Source organism: Streptomyces sp. SD31, from assembly GCF_052068475.1.
Taxonomy (GTDB): domain Bacteria; phylum Actinomycetota; class Actinomycetes; order Streptomycetales; family Streptomycetaceae; genus Streptomyces.
On sequence record NZ_JBQHCX010000001.1, the window covers coordinates 211864 to 235331 of the forward strand.

The following is a 23468-nucleotide window of genomic DNA, read 5'->3' on the forward strand; positions in this document are numbered from 1 at the left end:
GCCCTACAACTCGGGCGCGCTCACACCCGTACGAGTGAGGGCCTCAACCACGGCGTCCACCACCGCCTCCACGTCCGGCACCCACGGGGAGGCCGAGCCGGGCAGTGGGGCGCGCTGCCAGGTGATGGGGCCCTGACCCGTCTCGGACGGGGGAAGGGCGAGGTAGCCGCCCTCGCCGTGGAAGCGGAGGGAGCCGGGGACGAAGTCCTTGGCGTAGAGCAGTTCGCCCAGTTGCTCCATGGAGTACGGCTTCACCAGGATCGCCCAGCGGGCGGGCGAGGCGACGACCGGGCCGAGGCGCATGCCCATGCGGTCGAGTGCGGTGAGTGCGTGAGCGGCCGGCAGGGCGGGGAGGCTGACCGCGCAGGGTGCCGTGCCGCCGGTGGCGAGGATGATCGGCGCCGTCGGCCGGTTGGTCCACCACCAGCGCACCATGCGCTCGTCGGTGGTGGCCGCGAGGAGGCCGGGGTCGAAGGGGTGGGCGCCGGGCACCGTGCACTCCGGGTCGGGGCAGCCGCAGCGGGAATGCCCCTGCGGGTGCGTCGTCACGCCTGGGAGTACCGGCCAGCGCCATTCCGTCGCGAAGGACAGGGCCGCGCTGATCAATTCAGGCCTCCCGTCGCCGCGCAGGAGCCTGCGTCGCCTTCCGAGGATCTCGCGCATGAGCGCTCGTTCCTTTCCGTTGCACCGCTGGCAACACCGTGGTCACATCACACCATGTGTCGATCACTTCACTGTGCGTACCTGTTGGCGCATCACACCCCTGCCTTGGGCAGGGGAAACCCCTATGGGCCGAACGTTGACTGCTTCCGCGGCGACCTCGCCCGTACTGCGTCTATCAAAAGCATGGGCGTGGCGTGGGGTGGCGAAGTCTGGCGTTTAGCGTCGCGCGTATTTCTCTTCGCCTCCGCCGCGGGAGGATGGGGCCGGCCGTCGGTGGCTAAGACGCCCGGGTCCGTCACCAGGTTCCGGGTGGTTGTCAACCACCCCTGGTCTTCACCGAGTACGTACCCATCACGACCGCTGTGACGCTCTGTGGAGCGAAACCAGTCGACCGCAATACCCCGTTCCCTGAGGCAGTTTTAGGCCAACTTTGCCTTTATGCAAGAGGTGTACGCCGAGTGCTCTGGTTACCCACGGACACCAGGAATCCCGGCAGGACAATGCTGGACATCCCCTCACGAGTGCGTGTACATGTGGAGACACTGCTACCGGCGCAGAATGACATGGGGGTTTGCGATGCTTTTGAGCAATACGCACCGGCTGGAAAGCCGGACGCCATGAACGCCCCTCACCCTCCGAAAGTGGCCGGAATCGATTCAACGGTTCCCTCGCCCGCACACACTGTCGCGCCCGCGCCCGTGGCCTCGGGAACCTCAGCGGTCCCCCCACCCCACGCACCAGGGGCGCTGCTTCAGGACCGTCTCGCCGGCTGGGTCTCGGACCTCACGACACTCCACGAACTCACCGAGCGCCTGGCCCGCACGGACGCACTCGCCGAAGCCCTCCAGGAACTGCTGCGCGCCGGAGCCGCCCTCGTGGGTGCCCGGCGCGGCCTCGTCGTGCTGGAACCGGCTGACGGGCTGGGCCCGGACAAGACGATCGGACTGGGCCTCGCCCGCGCCGACCTCGGCCACCTCGAGACCGTCCCGCGCAGTTCCCTGTCGTTCGGCAGGATCCTCGACGGCCTCCCGGGCGGTGACGGCGAGATCGCCGAGCCCGACCTGTTCGCCGCGGACGGACTCGACCCGCGCCATCGCGAGGTGGCCGCACGCCTCGGCTACGCCGCGAGCTACGCGCTCCCGCTGTCCACCGAGACCGCCGGCCGCCTCGGCGCCGCCGTGTGGCTGTACGACGAGCCCGCCGAACCGGCCGAACGCCAACGCCACCTCGTCGGCCTGTACGCCCGCTACGCCACCGAGCACCTGGCCCGGCTCCTCGAAGTCGAGCGCACACGCGCGTGCATGAAGACGATGGCCGAGGAGCTGCTCCCCTCCCGCCTGCCCCGCATGGCCGGCGTGCAGCTCGCCGCGCGGCACCGCACCGGCCCGCGCGGGGGCGGCGACTGGTACGACGCGCTGCCGCTGCCGGACGCCGCGCTCGGCCTGGCCGTCGGCTCGGTGACCGGGTCCGGGCCCAGCGCCATCGCCGCGATGGGACGACTGAGGGCCAGTCTGCGGGCGTACGCCGTCATGGAGGGCGAGGACCCGGTCGCGGTCCTGTCCGACCTGGAACTGCTGCTCAGACTCACCGAGCCGGCCCGCTGCGCCACCGCTCTGTTCGCCTACTGCGAGCCCGCCCTGCGCAAGATCACGCTCGCCGGCGCCGGGCACACCCCGCCGCTGCTGATCGGCGATCGGCGCACGGAGTTCGTGGAGACCTCCGTGTCCGCGCCGCTGGGCATGCTGGCCTGCTGGGAGGCACCGAGCGTGGAGCTGACGGCGGAAGCCGGAGAGACGGTTCTGCTCTACACCGACGGGCTGCTGCACCGCACCGGCGACCCCACCGACCGAGCGTTCACCCGGCTGCACTCGGCGGCGGCCGGGGTGCCGAGGGCCTTGCGGCACGATCCGGACGCGGTCGTCGACCACGTCCTGCGGACGGTCCTGCCGAACGGGCTGGACCGGGCGGACAGCGAGGAGGACGTGGTGCTGCTGGCGGCTCGGTTCGACTAGGCAGTCATAACGGGTTCCGGGACCGTGGCCATAGCACCTCTGCGTAACGGTCATTCGACCCTGGGCTCCCCTCTGTACGACCGTACGATGGACGGGGTCCAGTGCCGTATCGAGGAGGATGACCGCCGTGGCAGAAGAGCTCTCGGAGACCCCGGAGACTGCCGAAGAGGAACCCATCAAGCAGCGCAAGAACGGCCTGTACCCGGGCGTGTCCGACGAGCTCGCCGAGAACATGAAGTCCGGCTGGGCCGACACGGAGCTGCGCGACCTGGAGCCGATTCCCCAGGCCGCCGAGACCGCCACGCGGCGCGCCGCGCTGTCCGCGCGCTTCCCGGGTGAGCGTCTGGTGATTCCCGCGGGCAACCTGAAGACCCGCTCGAACGACACCGAGTACGCCTTCCGGGCGTCGGTCGAGTACGCGTACCTCACCGGCAACCAGACCGAGGACGGCGTCCTCGTCCTGGAGCCCGTCGCCGACGGTCACAAGGCGACGATCTACCTCCTGCCGCGCTCCGACCGGGAGAACGGCGAGTTCTGGCTGTCCGGCCAGGGCGAGCTGTGGGTCGGCCGCCGGCACTCGCTGACCGAGGCGGAGAAGCTGTACGGCATCCCGGCCGCCGACGTGCGCGAGCTGGCGGACAAGCTCCGCGAGGCGACGGGCCCCGTGCGCGTCGTGCGTGGCTACGACGCCGGCATCGAGGCCGCGCTGACCGACAAGGTCACCGCCGAGCGGGACGAGGAGCTGCGGGTCTTCCTCTCCGAGGCGCGGCTGGTCAAGGACGACTTCGAGATCGGCGAGCTGCAGAAGGCCGTCGACTCGACCGTGCGCGGCTTCGAGGACGTCGTGAAGGTCCTCGACAAGGCCGAGGCGACCTCCGAGCGCTACATCGAGGGCACGTTCTTCCTCCGCGCGCGCGTGGAGGGCAACGACGTCGGCTACGGCTCCATCTGCGCGGCCGGTCCGCACGCCTGCACGCTGCACTGGGTGCGCAACGACGGGCCCGTGCGGTCGGGTGATCTGCTGCTGCTCGACGCGGGCGTCGAGACGCACACGTACTACACCGCCGACGTCACGCGGACGCTGCCGATCAACGGCCGGTACAGCGAGATCCAGAAGAAGATCTACGACGCCGTGTACGAGGCCCAGGAGGCCGGTATCGCGGCGGTGAAGCCGGGTGCGAAGTACCGGGACTTCCATGACGCGGCCCAGCGGGTGCTGACCGAGCGGCTCGTCGAGTGGGGGCTCGTCGAGGGGCCGGTGGAGCGGGTGTTGGAGCTGGGGCTGCAGCGGCGGTGGACGCTGCACGGGACGGGGCACATGCTCGGCATGGACGTCCATGACTGCTCTGCGGCGCGGACGGAGACGTATGTGGAGGGTGTGCTGGAGCCGGGGATGGTGCTGACGGTTGAGCCGGGGTTGTACTTCCAGGCCGATGACCTGACCGTGCCGGAGGAGTACCGGGGTATCGGTGTGCGGATCGAGGACGACATTCTGGTGACGGAGGATGGGAACCGGAATCTGTCGGCTGCGCTGCCTCGGCGGTCGGATGAGGTAGAGAGCTGGATGGCGTCCCTGAAGGGCTGACGTCTGTTTGATGGCCGGATACCGAAGGGTGTCCGGCCATCATTGCGTCTGCGGGTTGTGGGGGCCTGTCGCCCTTACGACCAGCTCGTCGCCGAGGGTATCTGAGCGCTCGGCAGGGCTCGGGAACCCATGTCGCCCCGCTGTCCACCGCCACGCGCGCGGTACGGCGTGCGGGCTGGGTGATGCTCGCCGCGTGCGTGGTGTTCGCGCTGTCGGCGGGCGCCTCGCTGTGGGTGGCCGCCGGTTTCCTGGTGGTGGGTGCGGTGCTTCAAGTGGTCGCCGAGATGGGGCAGTCGGCGGGTTCCTGGCAGCTGTCGTTCGACCTGGCTCCGGAGAGTCGCGTCGGGGAGTACCAGGGCCTGTTCGGGACCGGCGTCACGATCGCCCGCACCCTCGGCCCGCTCCTGCTGACGGCCCTGCTCGTGGAGTGGGGGACGCCGGGCTGGCTGCTGCTGGGCGGGGCCGTGCTGGCGGCGTCGTACGCGATGGGACCGGCGGCTCGGTGGGCCGCCGGTCGCCGGGCGCGAGAGGCCGTCAGGCGGCCCGTGCTCGTGCCGTGACGGGCAGCGCGTCCAGGAACAGCGCCCCCGCGAGCAGCCCCGCGCTCCCCCGCGGACTCCACGCGCGCGCGTGCAGGTCGGCATCGAGGACGACCAGGGCCGCCGCGCCGGCCTCGGTGGCCGTACCGCCCGCTTCCAGGACTGCGCGGGCTCCCGCCTGGACCTGCCGTAGGCCAAGGGGGCCCGCGGTGTAGAGCAGTTCGGTGTCCTGGAGGGTGGACATCACGGTGAGCAGGGCGTCCAGGCGGGCCTGCTCCTCCGTGGCGCCGGCCGAGCGGGCGCCGGCCAGCGCGTCCAGGGCCCGCCGTACGTGCGGGAATCCGGCCCGGGCCTCGCCCCGGGCCCCGGCGGCGCCGTACTTCGCGGACACCGAGGAGCCCCGGGAGGGCCTGCGCGGGGCGCGCTTGTCGGTGTGCGCGGCGATCCGCTTGGCGGTGGCGGCTACGTCCCGCGCCCCGGCCCGGGGGTCGAGCGCGGCCGCGGCGACCAGCAGGCCGAGCGCCCACAGCGCGCCCCGGTGGCCGCCGCCCGCGAGGTGCACCGAGTGCTCGGTGCACCGGCCGATCGCGCCCAGTTCGCCGCGGAGCGCGGGCGTCGGCTCGCCCGTGCGCCGGGCCGCGGCGGCCATCGCCGCGAGGCCCGGCGCGAGCGCCTTGGCCGACCAGCGCAGCAGGCGGTGGTCGCGGCGGGTGGCGCGGGCGCCGAGATCGCGCGGGTCGGGCAGGCCCGGCTTGGGGGCCAGGGCCAGCTGCCCGGTCAGCGCGGTCACGGCGGCCTGCGCCAGGGCCTCGTCCTCGCGGCTGCTCATGGCCGTGCCCCTACGAGGAGGCCGAGGCGGAGGCTGACGGGGCGTCGCTGGGCGGGGCGCCCGTCGGTGCACCGCTCGGCGGCGTACCGCCCTCGCCGCCACCGCCGCCGCTTCCCGCGCCGGTGTTCTCGGCGTCCGGGTCGACGCCGATGGTCAGGAAGCCCTTGTAGCCCTTGGACGGGTCCTTCTTGTGCACGGCCTTGAGAGTGAGCAGGCCGCTGGAGGCGCCGCCGCCGTCGTAGACCATGTCGTTGTCGAGGGTGGTGTAGCTGCCGGAGTGCTTCGAGTAGGGCTCCAGCGTGAAGATCTCCTCGGCTATGTCGTCGGCGAAGAACAGCTGGCCGGTGTAGTTGACCTTGCCGCCCTCGTAGGTGCCGTCCTCCTTCTGGCCGCCGGTGTGCACCTTGAGGTGGATGTGGCAGGTGCGCGGCGTGTACCAGCCCGGGAAGATCGTCTCGAACTTGACGACCCCGTTGGCGTTGGCGATCTGGTAGCCGCGCAGATAGGTGTTGTCGTTGGCGGTCGATCCGTCCTCGCTCTCGGCGGGCGCGGAGCCGCCGGGGTTGGCCGTGGTGTAGCCGGAGTAGTAGCCCCAGGCGTCGCAGTGCCAGATCTCCACGGCCGCGCCGGGGACCGGGGTGCAGCCGTCGGTGGCGTCGACGACGGTGAGGCGCAGCGTCAGCGGGACACCACTCTTGCCCTCGGTGATGTCCTTCCTGACCAGGGCGTTATCGAGGTAGTAGGGGCCTTCGGTGACGCTCGACATCAGCGTCATGCAGCTGCCGGCGCTCTCCGAGGCGGTGGTGGAGGCCGTCGTCGCGGCGTCGGCCGTGGTCGTGCCGGTGTCGGCGAAGGCCGCCTGGTAACCGGCGACGGCGAGACCGCCCGCCGCGACCGTCCCTCCGGTCACCGCGATCGCGCGGCGCCGGGTGATCGACTTGTCCTTGTGGTTTCCCGTCATGACCAGGAAATTAGGGACGCCGTCCGTCAGGAGCATGGGGTGGCGCTGTGCGGGGGCTGTGAGTCCTGAGGACGCTGAAGTCGGCGGCGCGGGGTGGCGGTTGGCGGGTCGGTCAGCCGCAGAGCTCACCGATTAATCTGACCCACTCGCCTGTACGCCCGAGTCCGGCGCGCTTCGAGGGGTCAGTGCGGCGGCCGGTGCCGCACCGCTCGTCCGGCCGATCGACGCGACGCCCGCCGGGGCGAGGATCCGCGGCCCGATGCACGCTTCTTCCGCTCCCGCGGCCAGGTCGCCGACAAACTGGTCCAGCTCCCGGCATCCAGCGGCCGCACGCGGTGGCGTGCGCTACACCGCCACCAGCGGAGCGTCTTCCCTCCACTTGAGGATCTTGTCGAAACTCACCACCGCCCCGCCCCGCCCCGGGTTGTTGCCGATCTGGACGTGGTCGGCGAGTTCCTCGATGAGGCAGAGCCCTCGGCCGTGTTCGGCGTCGGTGGCCACCGGGCGCGGGGCGCGTGGCGGTGCGGTGAAGCCGGGGCCCGAGTCCGTGACCTCGATGTGGCACTTCTCGCCGTCGAGGTAGGCCGTGACGCGGTAGGCCTGGGGGGAGCCGTCGGGCGCGGTGTCGCCGCCGTGCTCGACGGCGTTCGCGCAGGCCTCGCTGAGGGCGACGGAGAGGTCGTACGACACATCGGGGTCGACGCCCGCGGTCTCCATGGTGCCGATCAGCAACCGCCGGGCGAGCGGCACGCTCGCGGCTTCCCGCCGCAGATGGAGTGACCACCAGATGCTCATGCTCCAGCCTCCTGGCTGCGGCTCGACATACCGTTACGTATTGCCGCGAGTGCCCCGCTGTAAGCACATCATTGACGTGATGCCGCCCATATGGTCGATGCGCCCACACGGGAATCGGTGTATGTGGGGGCGGTCCATACCAGAGGCTGATCTTTCGGTCGTACGGCTCCTATTGCCTCGTACGTCGTCAACCGCCCGTACGTCATCTTGCGGACCTGCCGTATGGCGGCCAGAAGGCCAGTGCGATGATGACCCCGCCATGACTGCCCCCCACCCGCGCACGGCGCGCTCCGGAAGTGATCTCCGGATCCTGCGGGCCGCGGTGTTCGCCGCGGTCTGCGTCGTGCTGGCCGCGGTGGGGCACGTGCTGGGGTCCTGCGCCGCGATCCCGCTGTGGACGCTGGGCGCCGGGTTCCTCGGTGTGCTTCTGGTCACGGTGCCGTTCGCGGGACGCGAGCGTTCGCTGCCCGGGATCGCGGTGCTGCTCGCGGTCGGCCAGACCGTTCTGCACACCCTGTTCGGGCTCGGGCAGCACGGGGCGAGTGCCGGGGCGGCTGCGGCCACCGGGGCCTCCTCCGCGTCCGCCTCCGTGTCCGACGCCGCGCTCGTGGAGCAGGCGGCGCGGCTCCTCTGCGGGACCGCCGCGGCGGCGATCAGCCCGGCCCAGGCCCAGCGGCTCCTCACCGAGGCGCGGATCAGCCCGGGCGCCGGGGTTCATGCCTCACACCCGTCGATGGACGCCTTGTCCACCGTCACCGACTCCATCACCGGATCCAGCACTTCGCTGCTGCCGTCCCTGCCCATGGTGCTCGCCCATGTTCTCGCGGCGGTCGTCGCGGGGTGGCTGCTGCGGCGCGGGGACCTGGCCCTGCTGCGCATCGTCGAGATGTCCGCGCTGTCGGCGCACTCGGTCGCCGATGGGGCGTCCGTACGATCCCTGCGCGGGGCGCTCGCGCTGGTGCGCGCCCTGCGTGCCGGGCTGCCGGGCGCGCCCGAGGCGGGCCCGCGCATCCAGTGCGCCGGCTGGTTCGGCCCGTCCGAGCCCCGCACCCTCGCACTCCAGCACACAGTGATCAGGCGCGGCCCGCCGGCCGCCGCACTCGTTCTCGCCGCCTGACACGACGCGACCGCCACTCCACTGAGGTGGGGGCGAGGGGCCGCCGTCGTGCGGCACGCGCGTGTGCCCGAGTTTCCGATCGAGGGACAGCTCCTTTTCCGCCGTTTTGCTGCTTTCCCGCCTGATCGGGCACCCCTGCACACGCGTACTCCTCTTCACCACCGGAATCTCGAATCTCACCCACAGTGGAGTGCTCCGAATGAAGGCCTCTCGCATCGCCGCCGCAGGCGCCCTCGCCGGCACGGCCGTGCTCGCCCTGTCCGTCCCCGCCTTCGCCCACGTCAGCGTGCAGCCGGAGGGAACCGCCGCCAAGGGCGGTTACGCGGTCGTCGACTTCAAGGTGCCCAACGAGCGCGACAACGCCTCGACCACCAAGCTCGAGGTCACCTTCCCGACCGACCACCCGCTGGCCTCCGTGATGCCGCAGCCCGTTCCCGGCTGGACGGCCAAGGTCACCAAGTCCACGCTGGACAAGCCGCTGGAGATGCACGGCAAGAAGATCACCGAGGCCGTCACCAAGGTCACCTGGACCGCCGACGACAAGGGCATCGAGCCCGGCTTCTTCCAGAAGTTCCCCGTCTCCGTCGGCACCCTGCCCGAGGACACGGACGAACTCGTCTTCAAGGCCATCCAGACGTACTCCAACAAGGAGGTCGTGCGCTGGATCGAGGTCCCGCAGGACGGCCAGGAGGAGCCGGAGAACCCGGCCCCCGTGCTCGAACTGTCCGCCGCCGAGGACGGCCACCACGGCTCGTCGTCGGCCGACGAGGCCTCCGACTCCGACGACGCCGAGGCCGCCTCCGCGAAGACCGCCGCCGCCGAGCCCGCCGACAGCAGCGACACCACCGCCCGCGTCCTGGGCGTGGTCGGCATCGTCGTCGGCGCGCTGGGCGTGGCGTACGGCGTGGTCGCCGGCCGTCGGCGCACCGACGCCTGACGCCCCTCAGGTTCACGGCGCGCGCCGGGGCACGCCCCCGGTGCGCGCCGGAGCTCTCACAACTGGGACATTTTTTCTATGCGTAAGAAGACTCGTCATGCGTAAGAAGACCTTCGCCGCGGCCGCACTGATCGCCGCCGCCACCCTGACCCTCTCCGCCTGCGGCAGCGGCTCCGACAGCGGCGACTCGCCCGTCTCCGTGGTCTCCGAGGACACCGGCTCGGACAAGGCCGCCATCGTCCTCGACAAGCCGTTCGAGAAGCCGGACCTGGTCCTCACCGACACGAACGGCAAGAAGTACGACCTCCGCAAGGAGACCCAGGGCAAGCCGACGCTGATCTACTTCGGCTACACCAACTGCCCCGACGTCTGCCCGCTGACGATGAACAACATCGCCGTCGCCAAGAAGCAGCTGCCCAAGGCGCAGCAGGACGAGTTGCGCGTCGTGTTCGTCACCACCGACCCGGAGCGCGACACCCCGTCCGCGCTCGGCAAGTGGCTCAAGGGCATCGACCCGCAGGTCGTCGGGCTGACCGGCGCCTTCGACACCATCCAGGCCGGCGCCCGTACCCTCGGCATCACCATCGAGCCGCCGCACAAGGACAAGAACGGCAAGATGGTCTCCACCCACGGCACCCAGGTCGTCGCGTTCTCGCCGAAGACCGACGCCGGGTATGTCCTCTACACCGAGGACGCCCAGGTCGACGACTACATCAAGGACCTCCCCAAGCTCATCAAGGGGGAGAAGCCGTGAGGCGGTTCGCCCCGGTGACCGCGGTGCTGACCGGAACCCTCGTCCTGGCGGGCTGCGGCTCCGGCTCGGGTGATTCCCAGGCCGAACTGTCCGTCAGCGGCGCCTACATGCCGCAGCCGGTTTCCGACTCCATGGCGGCCGGCTTCCTGACCGTCACCAACAAGGGCGGTACGAAGGACGAGTTGACCTCCGTCACCAGTGACGTCGGCGAGGTGACCGCCCACGAGACCGTCGGTTCGTCGATGCGGGAGGTCAAGGACATCGACGTCCCCGCGCACGGTCAACTCGTGTTCAAGAGCGGCGGCAGCCATCTGATGTTCGAGAACCTGAAGCGGAAGCCGAAGCAGGGCGAGAAGGTGACCGTCAAGCTCCACTTCGCCGAGTCCGGCGCGGTGACGGTCGAGATACCGGTGAAGTCCGCGACGTACAACCCGAAGACCGGACACTGAGGGAGAGACCGCCTTGACTCAGACCACCGCCCCCCGTGTCCGGACCATGGTGCCGCTCTCCCGTGTTCGGACCCTGGTGCTGCTCCCGCGTGTTCGGACCCTGGTGCTGCTGTTCCTGGCCGCCACCGGCCTGCTCCTCGCCGGTGCCGGGCCGGTCTCCGCGCACGCCGCGCTGACCGGCAGCGACCCCCAGCAGGGGGCGGTGGTCGACAAGGCCCCGACGCAGGTCTCGCTGACCTTCTCGGAGAAGGTCGCCCTCTCCGACGACTCCCTGCGCGTGCTCGACCCCAAGGGCAAGCGCATCGACCGCGGCGACCCGGCCAACCTCAGCGGCACGACGTACGCCGTGAAACTCCACAGCGGCCTGCCCGACGGCACGTACACCGTCACCTACCAGGTGGTGTCCGAGGACAGCCATCCCGTCGCCGGCGCCTACACCTTCTCCATCGGCGCGCCCTCCCAGACCACCGTCTCCGTCTCCGATCAGACGGCGGGCGGCGGGATCGTCGGCGCGCTCTACGGGTTCGGGCGGTACGTGTCGTACGCCGGCTTCATCGTCATGGTCGGCGCCGCCGCCTTCGTGCTCGCCTGCTGGCAGCGCGGGTCGGGGGTGCGGGCGCTGCAGCGGCTCGTCGTCTCCGGCTGGCTGGCGCTGACCGCCGCCACGCTCGGTCTGCTGCTCCTGCGCGGCTCGTACACCAGCACCGGGAAGCTCGGCGACATCTTCGACCTGGACCTGCTCGGGCAGGTGCTGCAGACCAAGACGGGTGCGGCGCTGGTCTCCCGGCTGCTGCTGCTCGCCGCGGCGGCACTGTTCATCGCCGTGCTGTTCGGGGCGTATGACAAGCGGGAGGACGAGGAGAAGCGGGACCTCACCTTCGGGCTCGCGATCGGCGGCACCGTGGTGGCGGCGGGGCTCGCGGCGAGCTGGGCGATGTCCGAGCACGCCTCGACCGGGCTCCAGGCGGGGATCGCGATGCCGGTCGATGTCGTCCACCTGCTGGCCGTCGCGGGCTGGCTCGGCGGGCTCGGCGCACTGCTCGTGGCGCTCTACCGGGCGCCCGCGGACACACCGGTCGACGCCTCCGCCGTACGACGGTTCTCGCGCGTCGCCTTCGGCAGCGTGCTCGCGCTGGTCGCGACCGGCATCTACCAGTCGTGGCGGCAGCTCGGGTCGTGGTCGGCGTTCACCGGGACGCGGTACGGGCAGCTGCTGCTGGTCAAGATCGGTCTCGTGGTGCTGCTGGTCGGGATCGCGTGGATCTCGCGGCGGTGGACGGCGCGGCTGGCCGAGGCAGTCGTGGTGGAGCCGCGGACGGCGAAGAGCGCGGCTGAGGGCGAGAAGGAAGCGGTCGAGGGCGGGGCGGACACCGTCGACGGCGTCGAGGGCGAGGACAAGACTGTCGAAGGCGAGGCTGTCGAAGGCGAGCGGGAGCACGCCACGGCGCGGGCCACCACCTCCGCTGCCGCCTCCGACAACCGGGCCTCCGCCTCCGCAGCCGCTTCCGCACCCGCTTCCGACAAGCAGAGCGCCTCGGCCGCCGTCCCCGGCAAGAAGGGCGGCGAATCCAAGACGGGCGACTCCCGGCGCGCCGCTCAGCTCGCCCGACAGCAGGCCGCGATCGACACGGCACGGCAGAAGCAGCAGCGGGACGCCGACCCGAACCGGTTCGGACTGCGCCGCTCGGTGCTCGCCGAGGCAGGGGTCGCCGTCGTCCTGCTCGCCGTCACCACCATGCTGACGTCGACCGAGCCGGGGCGAACGGAGGAGGAGGCCAAGGCGGCCACGTCGGCCTCTTCCGCCGATGCCTCGGCGGCCGGGGCGCTGACCCTGGACATGTCCTTCGACACCGGTGGCGAGGACGGCAAGGGCGTCGTACGGATCGACCTCGATCCCGCGCGCGTGGGCGGCAACGAGATGCACGTCTACGTGGACCGGCCCAACGGCCGCGCCTTCGACGTCCCCGAGGTGAAGGTCGCCTTCACCCTCGAATCCCAGGACATCGGCCCGCTGCCCGTCGTCCCCGACCACATCACGACCGGACACTGGTCGGCGAACGGAGTGCAGATCCCCATGGCGGGCGAGTGGAAGATCGCCGTCACCGTGCGGACCTCCGACATCGACCAGACCACCGTTTCCAAGAACGCGCAGATCGGCTGAACCGCACCATGGCTGACCAGTCCATTCCGGAGGCCCGCAGCCCCGAGAAGGCACTTAATGACGGCGTTCTGGAAAACGCCCCTATGGACGACGCCGCCTCCCCCAAGGAGGGCATCTCGCGGCGTCGGCTGCTCGGGACCGCCGGTGCCACCGGGCTGGTGCTCGGTGCGGCCGGCGGCGCCGTGGGATACGCCGCCCGGCCGGCCGAGGCGACACCGCTCGCCTCGCTGGGCGCCGATCAGGTGATGTTTCACGGGAAACATCAGCCCGGCATCCTCCAGCCCCTCCAGGCGCGCGGGCACGTCGTCGCCTTCGACCTGACGGCGGGCGCGGGCCGCAAGGAGGCGGCGGCATTGCTGCGCCGCTGGTCGGAGACGGCACAGCGGCTGATGGCGGGCGAGGCGGCCAAGCAGGACGACACGGATGTGGCCCGGGACGCCGGGCCGTCGTCGCTGACGATCACCTTCGGCTTCGGGTACAGCTTCTTCGCGCGGACCGGCCTGGAGAAGCAGCGGCCGGTCTCCCTGGACCCGCTGCCCGACTTCTCCTCCGACCAGCTCGACAAGGCGCGCAGCAACGGCGACCTGTGGGTACAGATCGGCGCCAACGACGCCCTGGTCGCCTTCCACGCCCTGCGCGCGATCCAGAAGGACGCCGGTCAGGCCGCCAAAGTGCGGTGGCAGATGAACGGCTTCAACCGCTCGCCGGGCGCCACCGCGCACCCGATGACGGCGCGCAACCTGATGGGCCAGATGGACGGCACGCGCAATCCGAAGCCGATGGACGCCGACTTCGACCAGCGCGTCTTCGTGCCGGAGTCCGGTTCGAAGGACCCGGCGTGGATGGCGAACGGCTCCTACGCCGTCGTACGCCGTATCCGCATGCTCCTCGACGACTGGGAGCAGCTCTCGGTCAAGGAGCAGGAGGACGTCATCGGGCGCCGCAAGTCCGACGGGGCACCGCTGTCCGGGGGTACCGAGACCACCGAGATGGACCTGGAGAAGACGGACAAGGCGGGGAACCTGGTCGTTCCCCTCAACGCCCACGCACGCATCACCCGGCCCGACCAGAACGGCGGCGCGGCGATGCTGCGGCGCCCGTTCTCGTACCACGACGGCATCGACGCGGACGGGGTGCCCGACGCGGGGCTGCTGTTCATCTGCTGGCAGGCCGACCCTCTGCGCGGCTTCGTCACCGTCCAGCGCAAGCTCGACCGCGGCGACGCGCTGTCGAAGTTCATCCGGCACGAGGCGAGCGGGCTGTTCGCGGTGCCGGGCGGGGCGGCGGAGGGCGAGTACGTGGGGCAGCGGTTGCTGGAGGGATGACGCCGGGGGCGGGGCAGGCCGGGCTGCTGGGTTGCCTGGACTGGGCGGAGATCCCCTTGGTGCGGCCGGGTGAGATATGTCCGCCGCGTTTCGCAAGGCCCATTAGGGTGAGGTCATGCCAGCGAGCTATGCCTATCTCGGCCCCGAGGGCACCTTCACCGAAGTCGCCCTGCGCACGCTTCCCGAGGCCGCGACCCGGGAGCTGATCCCGTACGTATCCGTCCAGTCCGCGCTCGACGCGGTGCGCGCCGGCGAGGCCGAGGCCGCGTTCGTACCGATCGAGAACTCCGTCGAGGGCGGGATCACGACCACGCTCGACGAGCTGGTCGCGGGCAAGCCGTTGATGATCTACCGTGAGGTGCTGCTGTCGATCACCTTCGCACTGCTGGTCAGGCCCGGCACCAAGCTGTCGGACATCAAGACGGTCTCCGCACACCCGGCCGCCCAGCCACAGGTGCGCAACTGGCTGCAGAAGAACCTCCCGGACGCCCACTGGGAGTCCGCCGCCTCGAACGCGGACGCCGCACGCCTGGTCCAGGAGGGCCAGTACGACGCCGCCTTCGCGGGCGAGTTCGCGGCCGCCCGGTACGGCCTGGAGGCCCTGGAGACCGAGATCCACGACGCGGAGAACGCCCAGACGCGGTTCGTGCTGGTGGGCCGGCCGGCCCGGCCCGCGGCGCCGACCGGCGCGGACAAGACCTCCGTCGTGCTGTGGCAGCGCGACGACCATCCCGGCGGTCTGCGCGATCTCCTGGGCGAGTTCGCCACGCGCGGCATCAACCTGATGCTGCTGCAGTCCCGGCCCACCGGCGCGGGCATCGGCAACTACTGCTTCTGCATCGACGCCGAGGGGCACATCTCCGACCGCCGGGTGGCCGAGGCACTGATGGGGCTGAAGCGGATCTGCCTGGAGGTGCGGTTCCTGGGCTCGTATCCGCGCGCGGGCATGACGCCGGGAGATGTGCGGCCGCCGCGCCTGGGGACGTCGGACGAGGCGTTCGTGTCGGCGGCGGACTGGGTGGCGCGATGCCAGGACGGGCGATTCTGAGCGACCCGTGACGAGCGCTTGGGACCGGCCCGGTGGCGGCTGGTCCCGACGGCTCTCGCACAGGTTCACGCCAGTACTACCAGCTGATTGTCGTTATCCACAGGCGTTATCCACAGGTACTCATCTCGACCTGGGGACAAGTCGACAAGCAAGGGTGAACCTGTCGACAAATCGGTCCCTGGGGCGCCTGAGCGTCCACCCTTGCGCAAGTCACCCTTCGTCCACTCTTTTCCTTTGGGCAATCCTTTGGAGCGACCGCTTTCCACTCGAAAGTGCGGATGAATAGAGTTTGTCCTGGGAATCCTCGACTCGCTCGGCACGTTGCGGAGTGATCGATTCCGACATCCACAGTCCATCCACACACCCTGTGGATAACTCTTCCCCGGCTGGGGATTCCTGTGGACAACGGCGGCCCAAATCCCGTTCCGCACAAGGGAATCGGGTCAACCGGCCGCCTCGCGCCTGCCCCGTTCCAGGGAGTGAGACGCCTTTTATTGACACAGCTCGCAATTCGCTCACAACGGAACGTAAGCCGTGGTCCGGAATAGTGAGTCGTGGGCTGTCACCCCGCCCCGGTAGCCTTGAGCGCGTGATTGACCTTCGCCTGCTCCGTGAGGACCCCGACCGAGTGCGCGCCTCGCAGCGCGCCCGTGGAGAGGACGTCGCGCTCGTCGACGCCCTCCTGTCTGCCGACGAGCGGCGCAGGTCGTCCGGCGTCCGCTTCGACGAGCTGCGTTCCGAGCAGAAGAACCTCGGCAAGCTCATCCCCAAGGCCTCCGGCGACGAGAAGGCCGAGCTGTTGAAGAAGGCGAGCCAGCTGGCCGCCGACGTCAAGGCGGCCGACGCCGAGCAGACCGAGGCGGACGAGGAGACCAAGCGTCTCGCGCTCCAGCTCGGCAACCTCGTGCACCCCGACGTCCCGGTCGGCGGCGAGGAGGACTTCGTCGTCCTGGAGACGCACGGCACCATCCGCGACTTCGGCGCCGAGGGCTTCGAGCCCAAGGACCACCTGGAGCTCGGCGAGGCGCTGGGCGCCATCGACGTCGAGCGCGGCGCCAAGGTGTCCGGCTCCCGCTTCTACTACCTCACCGGCGTCGGCGCCCTGCTGGAACTGGCGCTGGTCAACGCGGCGATCGCCCAGGCCACCGAGGCCGGCTTCATCCCGATGCTCACCCCGGCGCTGGTCCGCCCGCGCGCCATGGAGGGCACCGGCTTCCTCGGCCAGGCCGCGGAGAACGTCTACCACCTGGAGAAGGACGACTACTACCTGGTCGGCACGTCCGAGGTCCCGCTCGCCGCGTACCACATGGACGAGATCCTCGACGCCGAGAAGCTGCCGCTGCGCTACGCCGGCTTCTCGCCCTGCTTCCGCCGCGAGGCCGGCACGTACGGCAAGGACACGCGCGGCATCTTCCGCGTGCACCAGTTCGACAAGGTCGAGATGTTCTCGTACGTCGCCCCCGAGGACGCGGAGAACGAGCACAAGCGGCTCCTGGACTGGGAGAAGCAGTGGCTCACCGGCCTCGAGCTGCCCTTCCAGGTCATCGACGTGGCCTCGGGCGACCTGGGCGCGTCGGCGTCCCGCAAGTTCGACTGCGAGGCGTGGATCCCGACCCAGGGCAAGTACCGCGAGCTGACCTCGGCCTCCAACTGCGACGGCTTCCAGGCGCGCCGGCTGTCCGTCCGCATGCGTGACGGCAAGAAGGTGCAGCCGCTGGCGACGCTCAACGGCACGCTGTGCGCCGTACCGCGCACCATCGTGGCGATCCTGGAGAACCACCAGCAGGCCGACGGCTCCGTCAGGGTCCCCGAGGTGCTGCGCCCGTACCTGGGCGGCCGGGAAGTCCTGGAGCCGGTGGCCAAGTGAGCGAGGCGGCCCCCGAGGCTTCCGGCGAGGTGTCCGGGGGCTTCCCGTACAAGCTGATCGCGACCGACCTCGACGGAACGCTCCTGCGCTCCGACGAGTCGGTCTCGCAGCGCACCCGTGACGCCCTCGCCGCGGCCACCGCGGCGGGTGCCGCGCACATCGTCGTGACGGGCCGCTCGGCTCCGTGGACGCGGCACATCCTCGACGACCTCGGCTACCGGGGCCTCGCGGTGTGCGGCCAGGGAGCACAGGTCTACGACGCCGGCGAGCACCGCCTGCTGACGTCGGTGACCCTGGACCGCCAACTGGCGGGTGTGGCGCTGGCCAAGATCGAGGCGGAGGTCGGCCCGCTGTTCCTGGCGGCGAGCCGTGATGGCCTGGACGGCGCTGTCCTGGTGGGACCCGGCTACGCGGTGACCGGCGCGCTCCCGTCGACTCCGTTCACGGACGCGTCGGATCTGTGGTCCGCCCCGCTGAACAAGATCTACATACAGCATCCGGACCTGTCGGACGACGAGCTGGCAGAGGCCGCCCGCCAGGCTGCCGGCGGCTTCGTCACGGTGGCCATGGCGGGCGAGGGCATCGTCGAGCTGCTGCCGCTCGGCCTGTCCAAGGCCACGGGCCTGTCGCTGGCGACCCGCCGCTTGGGCCTGAAGGCCGCCGACACGATCGCCTTCGGCGACATGCCGAACGACATCCCGATGTTCGCGTGGTCGGCCCGGGGCGTGGCGATGGCCAACGCCCATGAGGAGCTCAGGGCGGTGGCGGACGAGGTGACGTCCTCCAACGAGGAGGACGGGATCGCGGTGGTGCTGGAGCGGTTGCTGGGCTGACTGCGGCCGGCGGTTGCTGGACTGGCGCCGGCCGGCGGTTGCTGGACTGGCGCCGGCCGGCGGTTGCTGGACTGGCGCTGGCTGGACTGGAGCTGGCTGGCGGCCGCGCGGCTGTCGACCGTCGTTAGCTGCGGGCTGCGAGCAGAGCCGTTCGCTCGCGTAGCTGCGGGCAGTGGTGCCGCTGGGGCGGCACGGGTGGGCGCAGCGGCACCTCATAGCGCCGAGTTGCGCGACCCACCCGCCCGGCCCAGCGCAGGTTGCCTCTTTGGAGAGGCGGAAGTTGGGAGGGCGGCCCACGCCGGCGCACCGCGCCGCGTGCTCGAAGCGGCCGCCCCGGGCAGCTCCCCGTGCGGTACGGACTCTACGGAGGGGTAGCGATTACTCCGGAGTCCGCCGCCGACTGCCCTGTCGGGAGCTCGACGTACTGCCGTGCATGGACATCGCCGAACTCCTCTCCCAGTACGTGGCGCCGAACTCGTCGTCCGGCGGTGTGGACACAACCACTGTGCCTGTAGGACGAGTTGGGCGCCACTGATTAAAGGCCCTGGTGAGGCACCGCACGCCCCTTACCGGCAGCGCTCCTCACCGGCGGCGCCACTTGCGTCGGCGCGCCTTGCTGAAGAACCATCCGGCGGGCGGCTCGTCGGAGCGCCACGGCTGCGGCTCGGGCTTCTCGCGGCGCCAGCGGGCGGCCAGCATGCGGGCGCGGGCGGACGGTTCGGATGTCTCGGCGGACCGTATGAAGTCCTCGTCCAGGGCGAGGTCGTCCCAGTCGTCTGCCATCCCCGTTCCTCTCAGCCGACCATTCCCATGTACTCAGTGTGCCCGGACAGCGGTGAAGCCTCCGTCAAGAGCGGGCCCGGTCAAGGGCCCGGCTCTTTACGTCTTCCGGACGACTCATTCCTCACCGGCGAGCGTCAGCGACCGCAGCTTCTGCCCGGCGTACCAGGTCGCCACCACCGTGACCACGGCCAGCAGCACCGTCGCCGTCGTCAGGCCGACGTCCGACGTCACCATCTCCCCGCCTGCGACCTTCTGCGCCACCGCCAGCGCCCACTGCTGGACGCTCAGCGTGCGCGCCCCCTCCACCAGGGAGCCGAACAGCGCCTCCCAGACGAGCGCGTAGACGAGCCCGAAGACCACGGCGTGCCGGGACACCGTGCCGAGCAGCAGGAAGAGGGCGGCGTAGGCGATGGAGGCGACCAGCGCGGCCACCGTGTAGGCGACGGCGATCTGCTGGCCGTTGCCGTTCAGGATGAACCCGGCGATGAAGGTGGGCAGCGCCGAGAACACCATCGTCACGGCGATCGCCACGATCAGCTTGGTGAAGATGATCGTCGACCGTTTCACCGGCTTGGACAGGAGATACACCACCGAGCCGTCGTCGATCTCGGGCCCGATCGCGCCCGTGCCGGCGATGACGCCGATGATCGGCACCATGGTGGCGAGCGCGAGGCCACCGAGCAGGTCCGACGCGGTCTGGTCGTCGGCTCCGGCGAGACCGCGCACCACCACGGAGACGGCGATGAGCAGCAGCGGCAGCGCGCCCAGGATGAGGGCCCGGCGGCGGCCGAGCAGGGCTCGGTAGGTAAGTCGGGCGACTGTGGGGTCGTACATCTTCGGCCTCCTACGCCGCGACGAGATACGAGAAGACGGACTCGAGGGACTCGTCGGACGGCGAGACCGTGAGCAGACGGATGCCGTGGTCGCGCGCCACCCTCGGCAGCAGGGCCGTGAAGCGGCCGAAGTCGACGGCCTGGATGTGCAACGCGCCCTCGGCCAGGTCGACCTCGATCCCGGACGTCGACGGGTCGGCGATCAGCGCGGCCGCGAGGGTGCGGTCGTCGCTGGAGCGCACCAGGTAGCGGTGTGGGCGGTCGGTCATCAGGCGGCGGATCTTGCGGAAGTCACCGCTGGCCGCGTGCCGTCCGGCGACGACCACCTCGATGTGCCAGGCGAGTTGCTCGACCTCTTCGAGGATGTGGGAGGAGAACAGCACCGTGCGGCCCTCGTCGCCCATGCGTCGCAGCAGGTCCATGAGCTGCATGCGCTGGCGCGGGTCCATGCCGTTGAAGGGCTCGTCGAGCAGGAGCAGCGAGGGGTTGTGGACGAGGGCGCTCGCCATCTTCACGCGCTGGCGCATGCCCTTGGAGTACGTCTGGATCTTGCGGTCCTGCGCGTACTCCATCTCGACCGTGGCCAGCGCCGTTTGGGCGGCCTTGGCGCCCAGGCCGTGCAACTCGGCGTTCGCGACAACGAATTCACGGCCGGTGAGGAAGTCGTACATCGCCTCGCGCTCGGGGACGATGCCGATGTGCTTGTAGATCGACTCGTTGCGCCAGACCGGCTGTCCGTCGAGGGTGACGGTGCCGGTGGAGGGGGCGAGGAAGCCGCCCATCATGTTGATGAGGGTGGACTTTCCGGCGCCGTTGGGGCCGAGGAGGCCGGTGACGCCGGGGCCGATCGTCATGGTGATGTCGTTGACGGCGACCACGTTGCCGAACCAGCGGGAGACGTGGTCGATGGAGAGCGTGGTCACAGTCCGACCTTTCGGTAGCGGCGCATCAGGAGGCCGTAACTCGCGGCGATCAGGCCGAGGGTGACGAGGACGTAGACGACGCCGACGCCGTTGCTCGGGCCCACCGCGCCGGGGAACGCGGAGCTCGCGCCCAGGAAGGCGGACTGCACCCCGTCGATGAGTGTGACCGGCGAGAACAGGCCGATCCAGGCGATGGCGCCGCTGCTGCCCCCGCCGTCACCGAGTGACTGGGCGTCGGCGATGGCCTGGAGGGTGGACACCGCGCCGTAGGAGATGGTCAGTACGGCGATCACCGCCGCGATGCCGAAGCCCCGGCGCGGGGTGACGGATGCGATGACCAGGCCGAGGCCGGCGAAGAGCAGCGAGAGCAGTGCCACGGAGACGAGTCCCTGTGCGAATCCCTTGGTCTGGTCGGCGAAGTCGAGCTTGGCCAGCAGCGCGCCCACGTAGAGCACGATCAGCGGGGCCGCGGTGAGAATGAACAGCGCGGAGGCCAGCGCCGCGAACTTCGCCCGTACGTAGTCGGCGGTCTCGATGGGCCGCGAGAAGTACAGCGGTACGGTCTTGAAGCGCAGGTCGCGCGAGACGGACTGCGGTGCCTGCGAGGCGACGTACAGGCTGATGACGGCCTGCATGATGATCGCGTAGCGCGTGTAGTCGACGGGCAGGTCCTTGGCCTTGGTGGCGACCGCGACGGCCACCATGATGGCCGCGGGCACGCACATCACCACGAACAGCAGCATCGGCAGCACCTTGGACTTCACCGAGCGGCCGAGGCCGTAGGCGCCGCGCAGGGACTGCGAGTAGAGGGACCGCGTGGCGTAGGAGCGGCCGAGGCGGGGGCCGTCGTAGCTGCGGTAGCCGATGTTGTGGATGCGGGTCTGGTCACCCGACTGTGTCGCTGCGGGGTGCTCAACCGCCATGGCCGACCGCCTCCTTCCGCTGTGCGTCGGTGCTCTGCTCGCTGCCCTGCTCGCCGTCCGTGAAGACCTCCGAGATGTGGTGCCGGCGCTGTTCCATGCGCACCAGGCCGAGGCCGAGGTCGGCGACCACGTCGCGTACCAGGTCGTAGGTCTCGTCGCCCTGCGCGGTGAGCAGCAGGATGTGACCGGCGCCCGGGAGGCCTCCGCTGCCGTCGAGGACGTCCACCCCGCGCGCGTGGAGCGCGTCGCGCACCGCGCGGGTGCCGTCCGGGTGGTCGTCGGTGTCGGTGACCTCGATGGCGAGGGTCGTCGTGGTCTGGGTGAAGTCGGTGGTGGAGCTGGAGCGCAGGAGCTTGCCGCCGTCGATGATGACGACGTGGTCGCAGGTGCGTTCCAGTTCGCCCAGGAGGTGCGAGGTGACCAGGACCGAGATGCCGAAGTCGGTGTGGATGCGGCGGATGAGGCCGAGCATCTCGTCGCGGCCGACCGGGTCGAGGCCGTTGGTCGGCTCGTCCAGGAAGACCAGCTGCGGGTCGTGCACCAGGGCCTGGGCCAGCTTCACGCGCTGCTTCATGCCGGTCGAGTAGCCGCCGATGGGGCGGTAGCGCTCCTCGTACAGACCGACGTGGCGCAGCGTGTCCGCGGTGCGCTCGCGCGCGGCGGTGGGTGGCAGGCCGGACATGCGCGCCATGTGCACGACGAACTCGGTGGCCGAGACGTCGGGCGGCAGACAGTCGTGCTCCGGCATGTACCCGACGCGCTCGCGGATGGCGCCGCCCTTGGTGGCGACGTCGAGGCCGAGCACTTCGGCGCGGCCCTCGGTGGCGGGGGACAGACCCAGCAGGATCTTGATCAGTGTGGACTTGCCGGCTCCATTGGCTCCGACGAGTCCGGTCACACCGGGCCCGACGTCCACGGAGAGCCGGTCAAGCGCGGTCACCCTGGGGAACCGCTTGCTCAGGCTTTCGGTCGCGATCACAGTCACGCTTCGAAGGTAGTGACACGGGCCACGCCGGTCGTCACCCCGCAGAGCTGTCTTGGGGTCAGACTCCAGGACTACGGGACCCTAGGGGTCACACCCTGAGGTCGAACAACGCGGCCGAGGTTTTCCACATCGGCGGGGACATCGGCCGCGGCATCAGCGGGGACACCAGCGCGGTTTTCCACAGCCCTCGGCACCCCTATTGACGCAGCCTCTAACAACTGTCACATTCGCCAGTGTCAAGTTACGGACACGTACCGCAGTCAGTTTGGACGAAGTGAGGCGGTGGCATGACTACGGCGGCGACAGGCGAACTCCGTGCGGATTCCGCGGAATTGCGGGGGTTCAGGCAGGTTCAGCGACTGGCGTACGAGTGCGCCGAGGCCGTCGCGGCGCGGCTGGAGCCGGGTATCACCGAGCGCGAGGCGGCGCGCATGCAGCGCGAGTGGCTGCGTGAGCGCGGTGTGCGGGACTGGTTCCATCTCCCCTTCGCCTGGTTCGGGGACCGCACGGCGTTCGTGAACTTCCGCATCCCGCTGCAGTTCTTTCCCACCAACCGCCGACTGGAGCCCGGGATGCCGTTCATCCTGGACATGGCCCCGGTGTACGACGGCTACACGGCCGACATCGGCTACTCGGGCTCGCTCGGCATCAACCCCGTCCAGGACAAGCTGATGGCCGACCTGGAGGCGCATCGGGAGCTGATCCTGCGCGAGGTGCGTGAGCGGCGGTCCCTGCGGGAGATCTACGAGGACGTGGACCGGCTCATGGTCCGCCAGGGCTATGCCAACCGGCACCGTGCCTATCCCTTCGGCGTGATCGCGCACAAGGTCGACCGGGTGAGGCAGCGCCGCTGGTCAGCGCATGTCTTCGGGTTCGGCACCCAGTCCCTGAAGGGCCTGGCGAGCGACGCGCTGCACGGTCACCGCGAGGGCTGGTCCCCGCTGTGGTCGCCGTACCGCTTCTCCGACCACCTGCCGCAGCCGGGCCTGTGGGCGGTCGAACCGCACCTGGGCTTCAGGGGTACGGGCGCGAAGTTCGAGGAGATCCTGGTCGTGACCGACTCCGCGGATCCCGAGGAGAGCGCCTTCTGGCTGGACGACGATCTGCCGCATGTGCGGCGCTGGGCGGAGGAGAAGTGACGGTGCC

22 protein-coding genes are annotated in these 23468 nt (G+C 70.4%); 13 read left to right on the top strand and 9 right to left on the bottom strand.

Features of this window, described 5'->3' with window-relative positions; translation table 11 throughout:
- Positions 1–3: 3 nt before the first annotated feature.
- Positions 4–663, bottom strand: coding sequence for a bifunctional DNA primase/polymerase (locus ACTMVF_RS00940; protein WP_441269019.1), 660 nt, complete (start codon positions 661–663; stop codon positions 4–6).
- A 500-nt stretch (positions 664–1163) separates the two neighbouring features.
- On the opposite strand from ACTMVF_RS00940, the gene ACTMVF_RS00945 reads away from it, so the two are divergent.
- The 3 genes from ACTMVF_RS00945 to ACTMVF_RS00955 all read left to right on the top strand — a co-directional run bounded on the left by ACTMVF_RS00945 (position 1164) and on the right by ACTMVF_RS00955 (position 4820).
- Positions 1164–2675 carry a PP2C family protein-serine/threonine phosphatase gene (locus tag ACTMVF_RS00945; RefSeq protein WP_441269020.1) on the top strand — a complete coding sequence of 504 codons (1512 nt, stop codon included), beginning with the start codon at positions 1164–1166 and terminating at the stop codon, positions 2673–2675.
- A gap of 118 nt (positions 2676–2793) precedes the next feature.
- Positions 2794–4260 carry an aminopeptidase P family protein gene (locus ACTMVF_RS00950; protein ID WP_441269021.1) on the top strand — a complete coding sequence of 489 codons (1467 nt, stop codon included), beginning with the start codon at positions 2794–2796 and terminating at the stop codon, positions 4258–4260.
- Between the two features lie 179 nt (positions 4261–4439).
- The gene (locus ACTMVF_RS00955; RefSeq protein WP_441269022.1) at positions 4440–4820 is read left to right on the top strand and encodes a hypothetical protein; all 381 of its coding nucleotides are present in this window, start codon (positions 4440–4442) and stop codon (positions 4818–4820) included.
- On the opposite strand, the gene ACTMVF_RS00960 is transcribed toward ACTMVF_RS00955, so the two are convergent.
- From ACTMVF_RS00960 to ACTMVF_RS00970, 3 genes are all read right to left on the bottom strand, one after another.
- Positions 4795–5628 carry a triphosphoribosyl-dephospho-CoA synthase gene (locus ACTMVF_RS00960; protein WP_441269023.1) on the bottom strand — a complete coding sequence of 278 codons (834 nt, stop codon included), beginning with the start codon at positions 5626–5628 and terminating at the stop codon, positions 4795–4797. The two genes, ACTMVF_RS00955 and ACTMVF_RS00960, sit on opposite strands and share 26 nt — an antisense overlap.
- Before the next feature lie 10 nt (positions 5629–5638).
- Positions 5639–6589 (bottom strand): intradiol ring-cleavage dioxygenase, encoded by a 951-nt coding sequence (locus tag ACTMVF_RS00965; RefSeq protein ID WP_441269024.1) that lies wholly within the window; start codon positions 6587–6589, stop codon positions 5639–5641.
- Between the two features lie 345 nt (positions 6590–6934).
- Positions 6935–7384 (bottom strand): ATP-binding protein, encoded by a 450-nt coding sequence (locus ACTMVF_RS00970; RefSeq protein WP_441269025.1) that lies wholly within the window; start codon positions 7382–7384, stop codon positions 6935–6937.
- A gap of 259 nt (positions 7385–7643) precedes the next feature.
- On the opposite strand from ACTMVF_RS00970, the gene ACTMVF_RS00975 reads away from it, so the two are divergent.
- The 9 genes from ACTMVF_RS00975 (at position 7644) to ACTMVF_RS01015 (ending at position 17875) form a co-directional block, all read left to right on the top strand.
- Positions 7644–8501: a hypothetical protein gene (locus ACTMVF_RS00975; protein WP_441269026.1), complete on the top strand. Its 858-nt coding sequence runs from the start codon at positions 7644–7646 to the stop codon at positions 8499–8501.
- 199 nt (positions 8502–8700) lie between these two features.
- On the top strand, positions 8701–9438 hold the full coding sequence (locus tag ACTMVF_RS00980) for a YcnI family copper-binding membrane protein (protein WP_441269027.1): 738 nt from the start codon (positions 8701–8703) through the stop codon (positions 9436–9438).
- A 97-nt stretch (positions 9439–9535) separates the two neighbouring features.
- Positions 9536–10192 carry an SCO family protein gene (locus ACTMVF_RS00985; protein ID WP_441269028.1) on the top strand — a complete coding sequence of 219 codons (657 nt, stop codon included), beginning with the start codon at positions 9536–9538 and terminating at the stop codon, positions 10190–10192.
- Positions 10189–10641 carry a copper chaperone PCu(A)C gene (locus ACTMVF_RS00990; protein WP_441269029.1) on the top strand — a complete coding sequence of 151 codons (453 nt, stop codon included), beginning with the start codon at positions 10189–10191 and terminating at the stop codon, positions 10639–10641. The genes ACTMVF_RS00985 and ACTMVF_RS00990 overlap by 4 nt, the downstream gene beginning before the upstream one ends.
- A gap of 46 nt (positions 10642–10687) precedes the next feature.
- The gene (locus ACTMVF_RS00995; protein ID WP_441269516.1) at positions 10688–12802 is read left to right on the top strand and encodes a copper resistance CopC/CopD family protein; all 2115 of its coding nucleotides are present in this window, start codon (positions 10688–10690) and stop codon (positions 12800–12802) included.
- Between the two features lie 8 nt (positions 12803–12810).
- Complete coding sequence (gene efeB, locus ACTMVF_RS01000) at positions 12811–14127, top strand: iron uptake transporter deferrochelatase/peroxidase subunit (RefSeq protein WP_441269030.1); 1317 nt, start codon at positions 12811–12813, stop codon at positions 14125–14127.
- Positions 14128–14242: 115 nt separating this feature from the next.
- Positions 14243–15175, top strand: coding sequence for a prephenate dehydratase (gene pheA / locus ACTMVF_RS01005; RefSeq protein ID WP_441269031.1), 933 nt, complete (start codon positions 14243–14245; stop codon positions 15173–15175).
- Positions 15176–15764: 589 nt separating this feature from the next.
- Positions 15765–17042, top strand: a complete 1278-nt coding sequence (gene serS / locus ACTMVF_RS01010; RefSeq protein ID WP_441269032.1) for a serine--tRNA ligase — start codon at positions 15765–15767, stop codon at positions 17040–17042.
- Positions 17043–17071: 29 nt separating this feature from the next.
- Positions 17072–17875 (top strand): HAD family hydrolase, encoded by an 804-nt coding sequence (locus tag ACTMVF_RS01015; protein WP_441269517.1) that lies wholly within the window; start codon positions 17072–17074, stop codon positions 17873–17875.
- Positions 17876–18457: 582 nt separating this feature from the next.
- On the opposite strand, the gene ACTMVF_RS01020 is transcribed toward ACTMVF_RS01015, so the two are convergent.
- The 5 genes from ACTMVF_RS01020 to ACTMVF_RS01040 form a co-directional block, all read right to left on the bottom strand.
- Positions 18458–18658: an SGM_3592 family protein gene (locus ACTMVF_RS01020; protein ID WP_441269033.1), complete on the bottom strand. Its 201-nt coding sequence runs from the start codon at positions 18656–18658 to the stop codon at positions 18458–18460.
- 114 nt (positions 18659–18772) lie between these two features.
- Positions 18773–19492 (bottom strand): ABC transporter permease subunit, encoded by a 720-nt coding sequence (locus tag ACTMVF_RS01025; RefSeq protein ID WP_301999241.1) that lies wholly within the window; start codon positions 19490–19492, stop codon positions 18773–18775.
- 10 nt (positions 19493–19502) lie between these two features.
- Entirely contained in the window at positions 19503–20414 is a 912-nt protein-coding gene (locus tag ACTMVF_RS01030; RefSeq protein WP_441269034.1) for an ABC transporter ATP-binding protein, read from the bottom strand.
- On the bottom strand, positions 20411–21337 hold the full coding sequence (locus ACTMVF_RS01035) for an ABC transporter permease (protein ID WP_441269035.1): 927 nt from the start codon (positions 21335–21337) through the stop codon (positions 20411–20413). Before ACTMVF_RS01035 ends, ACTMVF_RS01030 begins: the two co-directional genes overlap by 4 nt.
- Positions 21327–22316 carry an ABC transporter ATP-binding protein gene (locus ACTMVF_RS01040; RefSeq protein WP_441269518.1) on the bottom strand — a complete coding sequence of 330 codons (990 nt, stop codon included), beginning with the start codon at positions 22314–22316 and terminating at the stop codon, positions 21327–21329. The genes ACTMVF_RS01035 and ACTMVF_RS01040 overlap by 11 nt, the downstream gene beginning before the upstream one ends.
- 293 nt (positions 22317–22609) lie before the next feature.
- Between ACTMVF_RS01040 and ACTMVF_RS01045 the strand changes: the two genes are divergently transcribed.
- On the top strand, positions 22610–23461 hold the full coding sequence (locus tag ACTMVF_RS01045; RefSeq protein WP_441269036.1) for a M24 family metallopeptidase: 852 nt from the start codon (positions 22610–22612) through the stop codon (positions 23459–23461).
- Positions 23462–23468 lie beyond the last annotated feature (7 nt).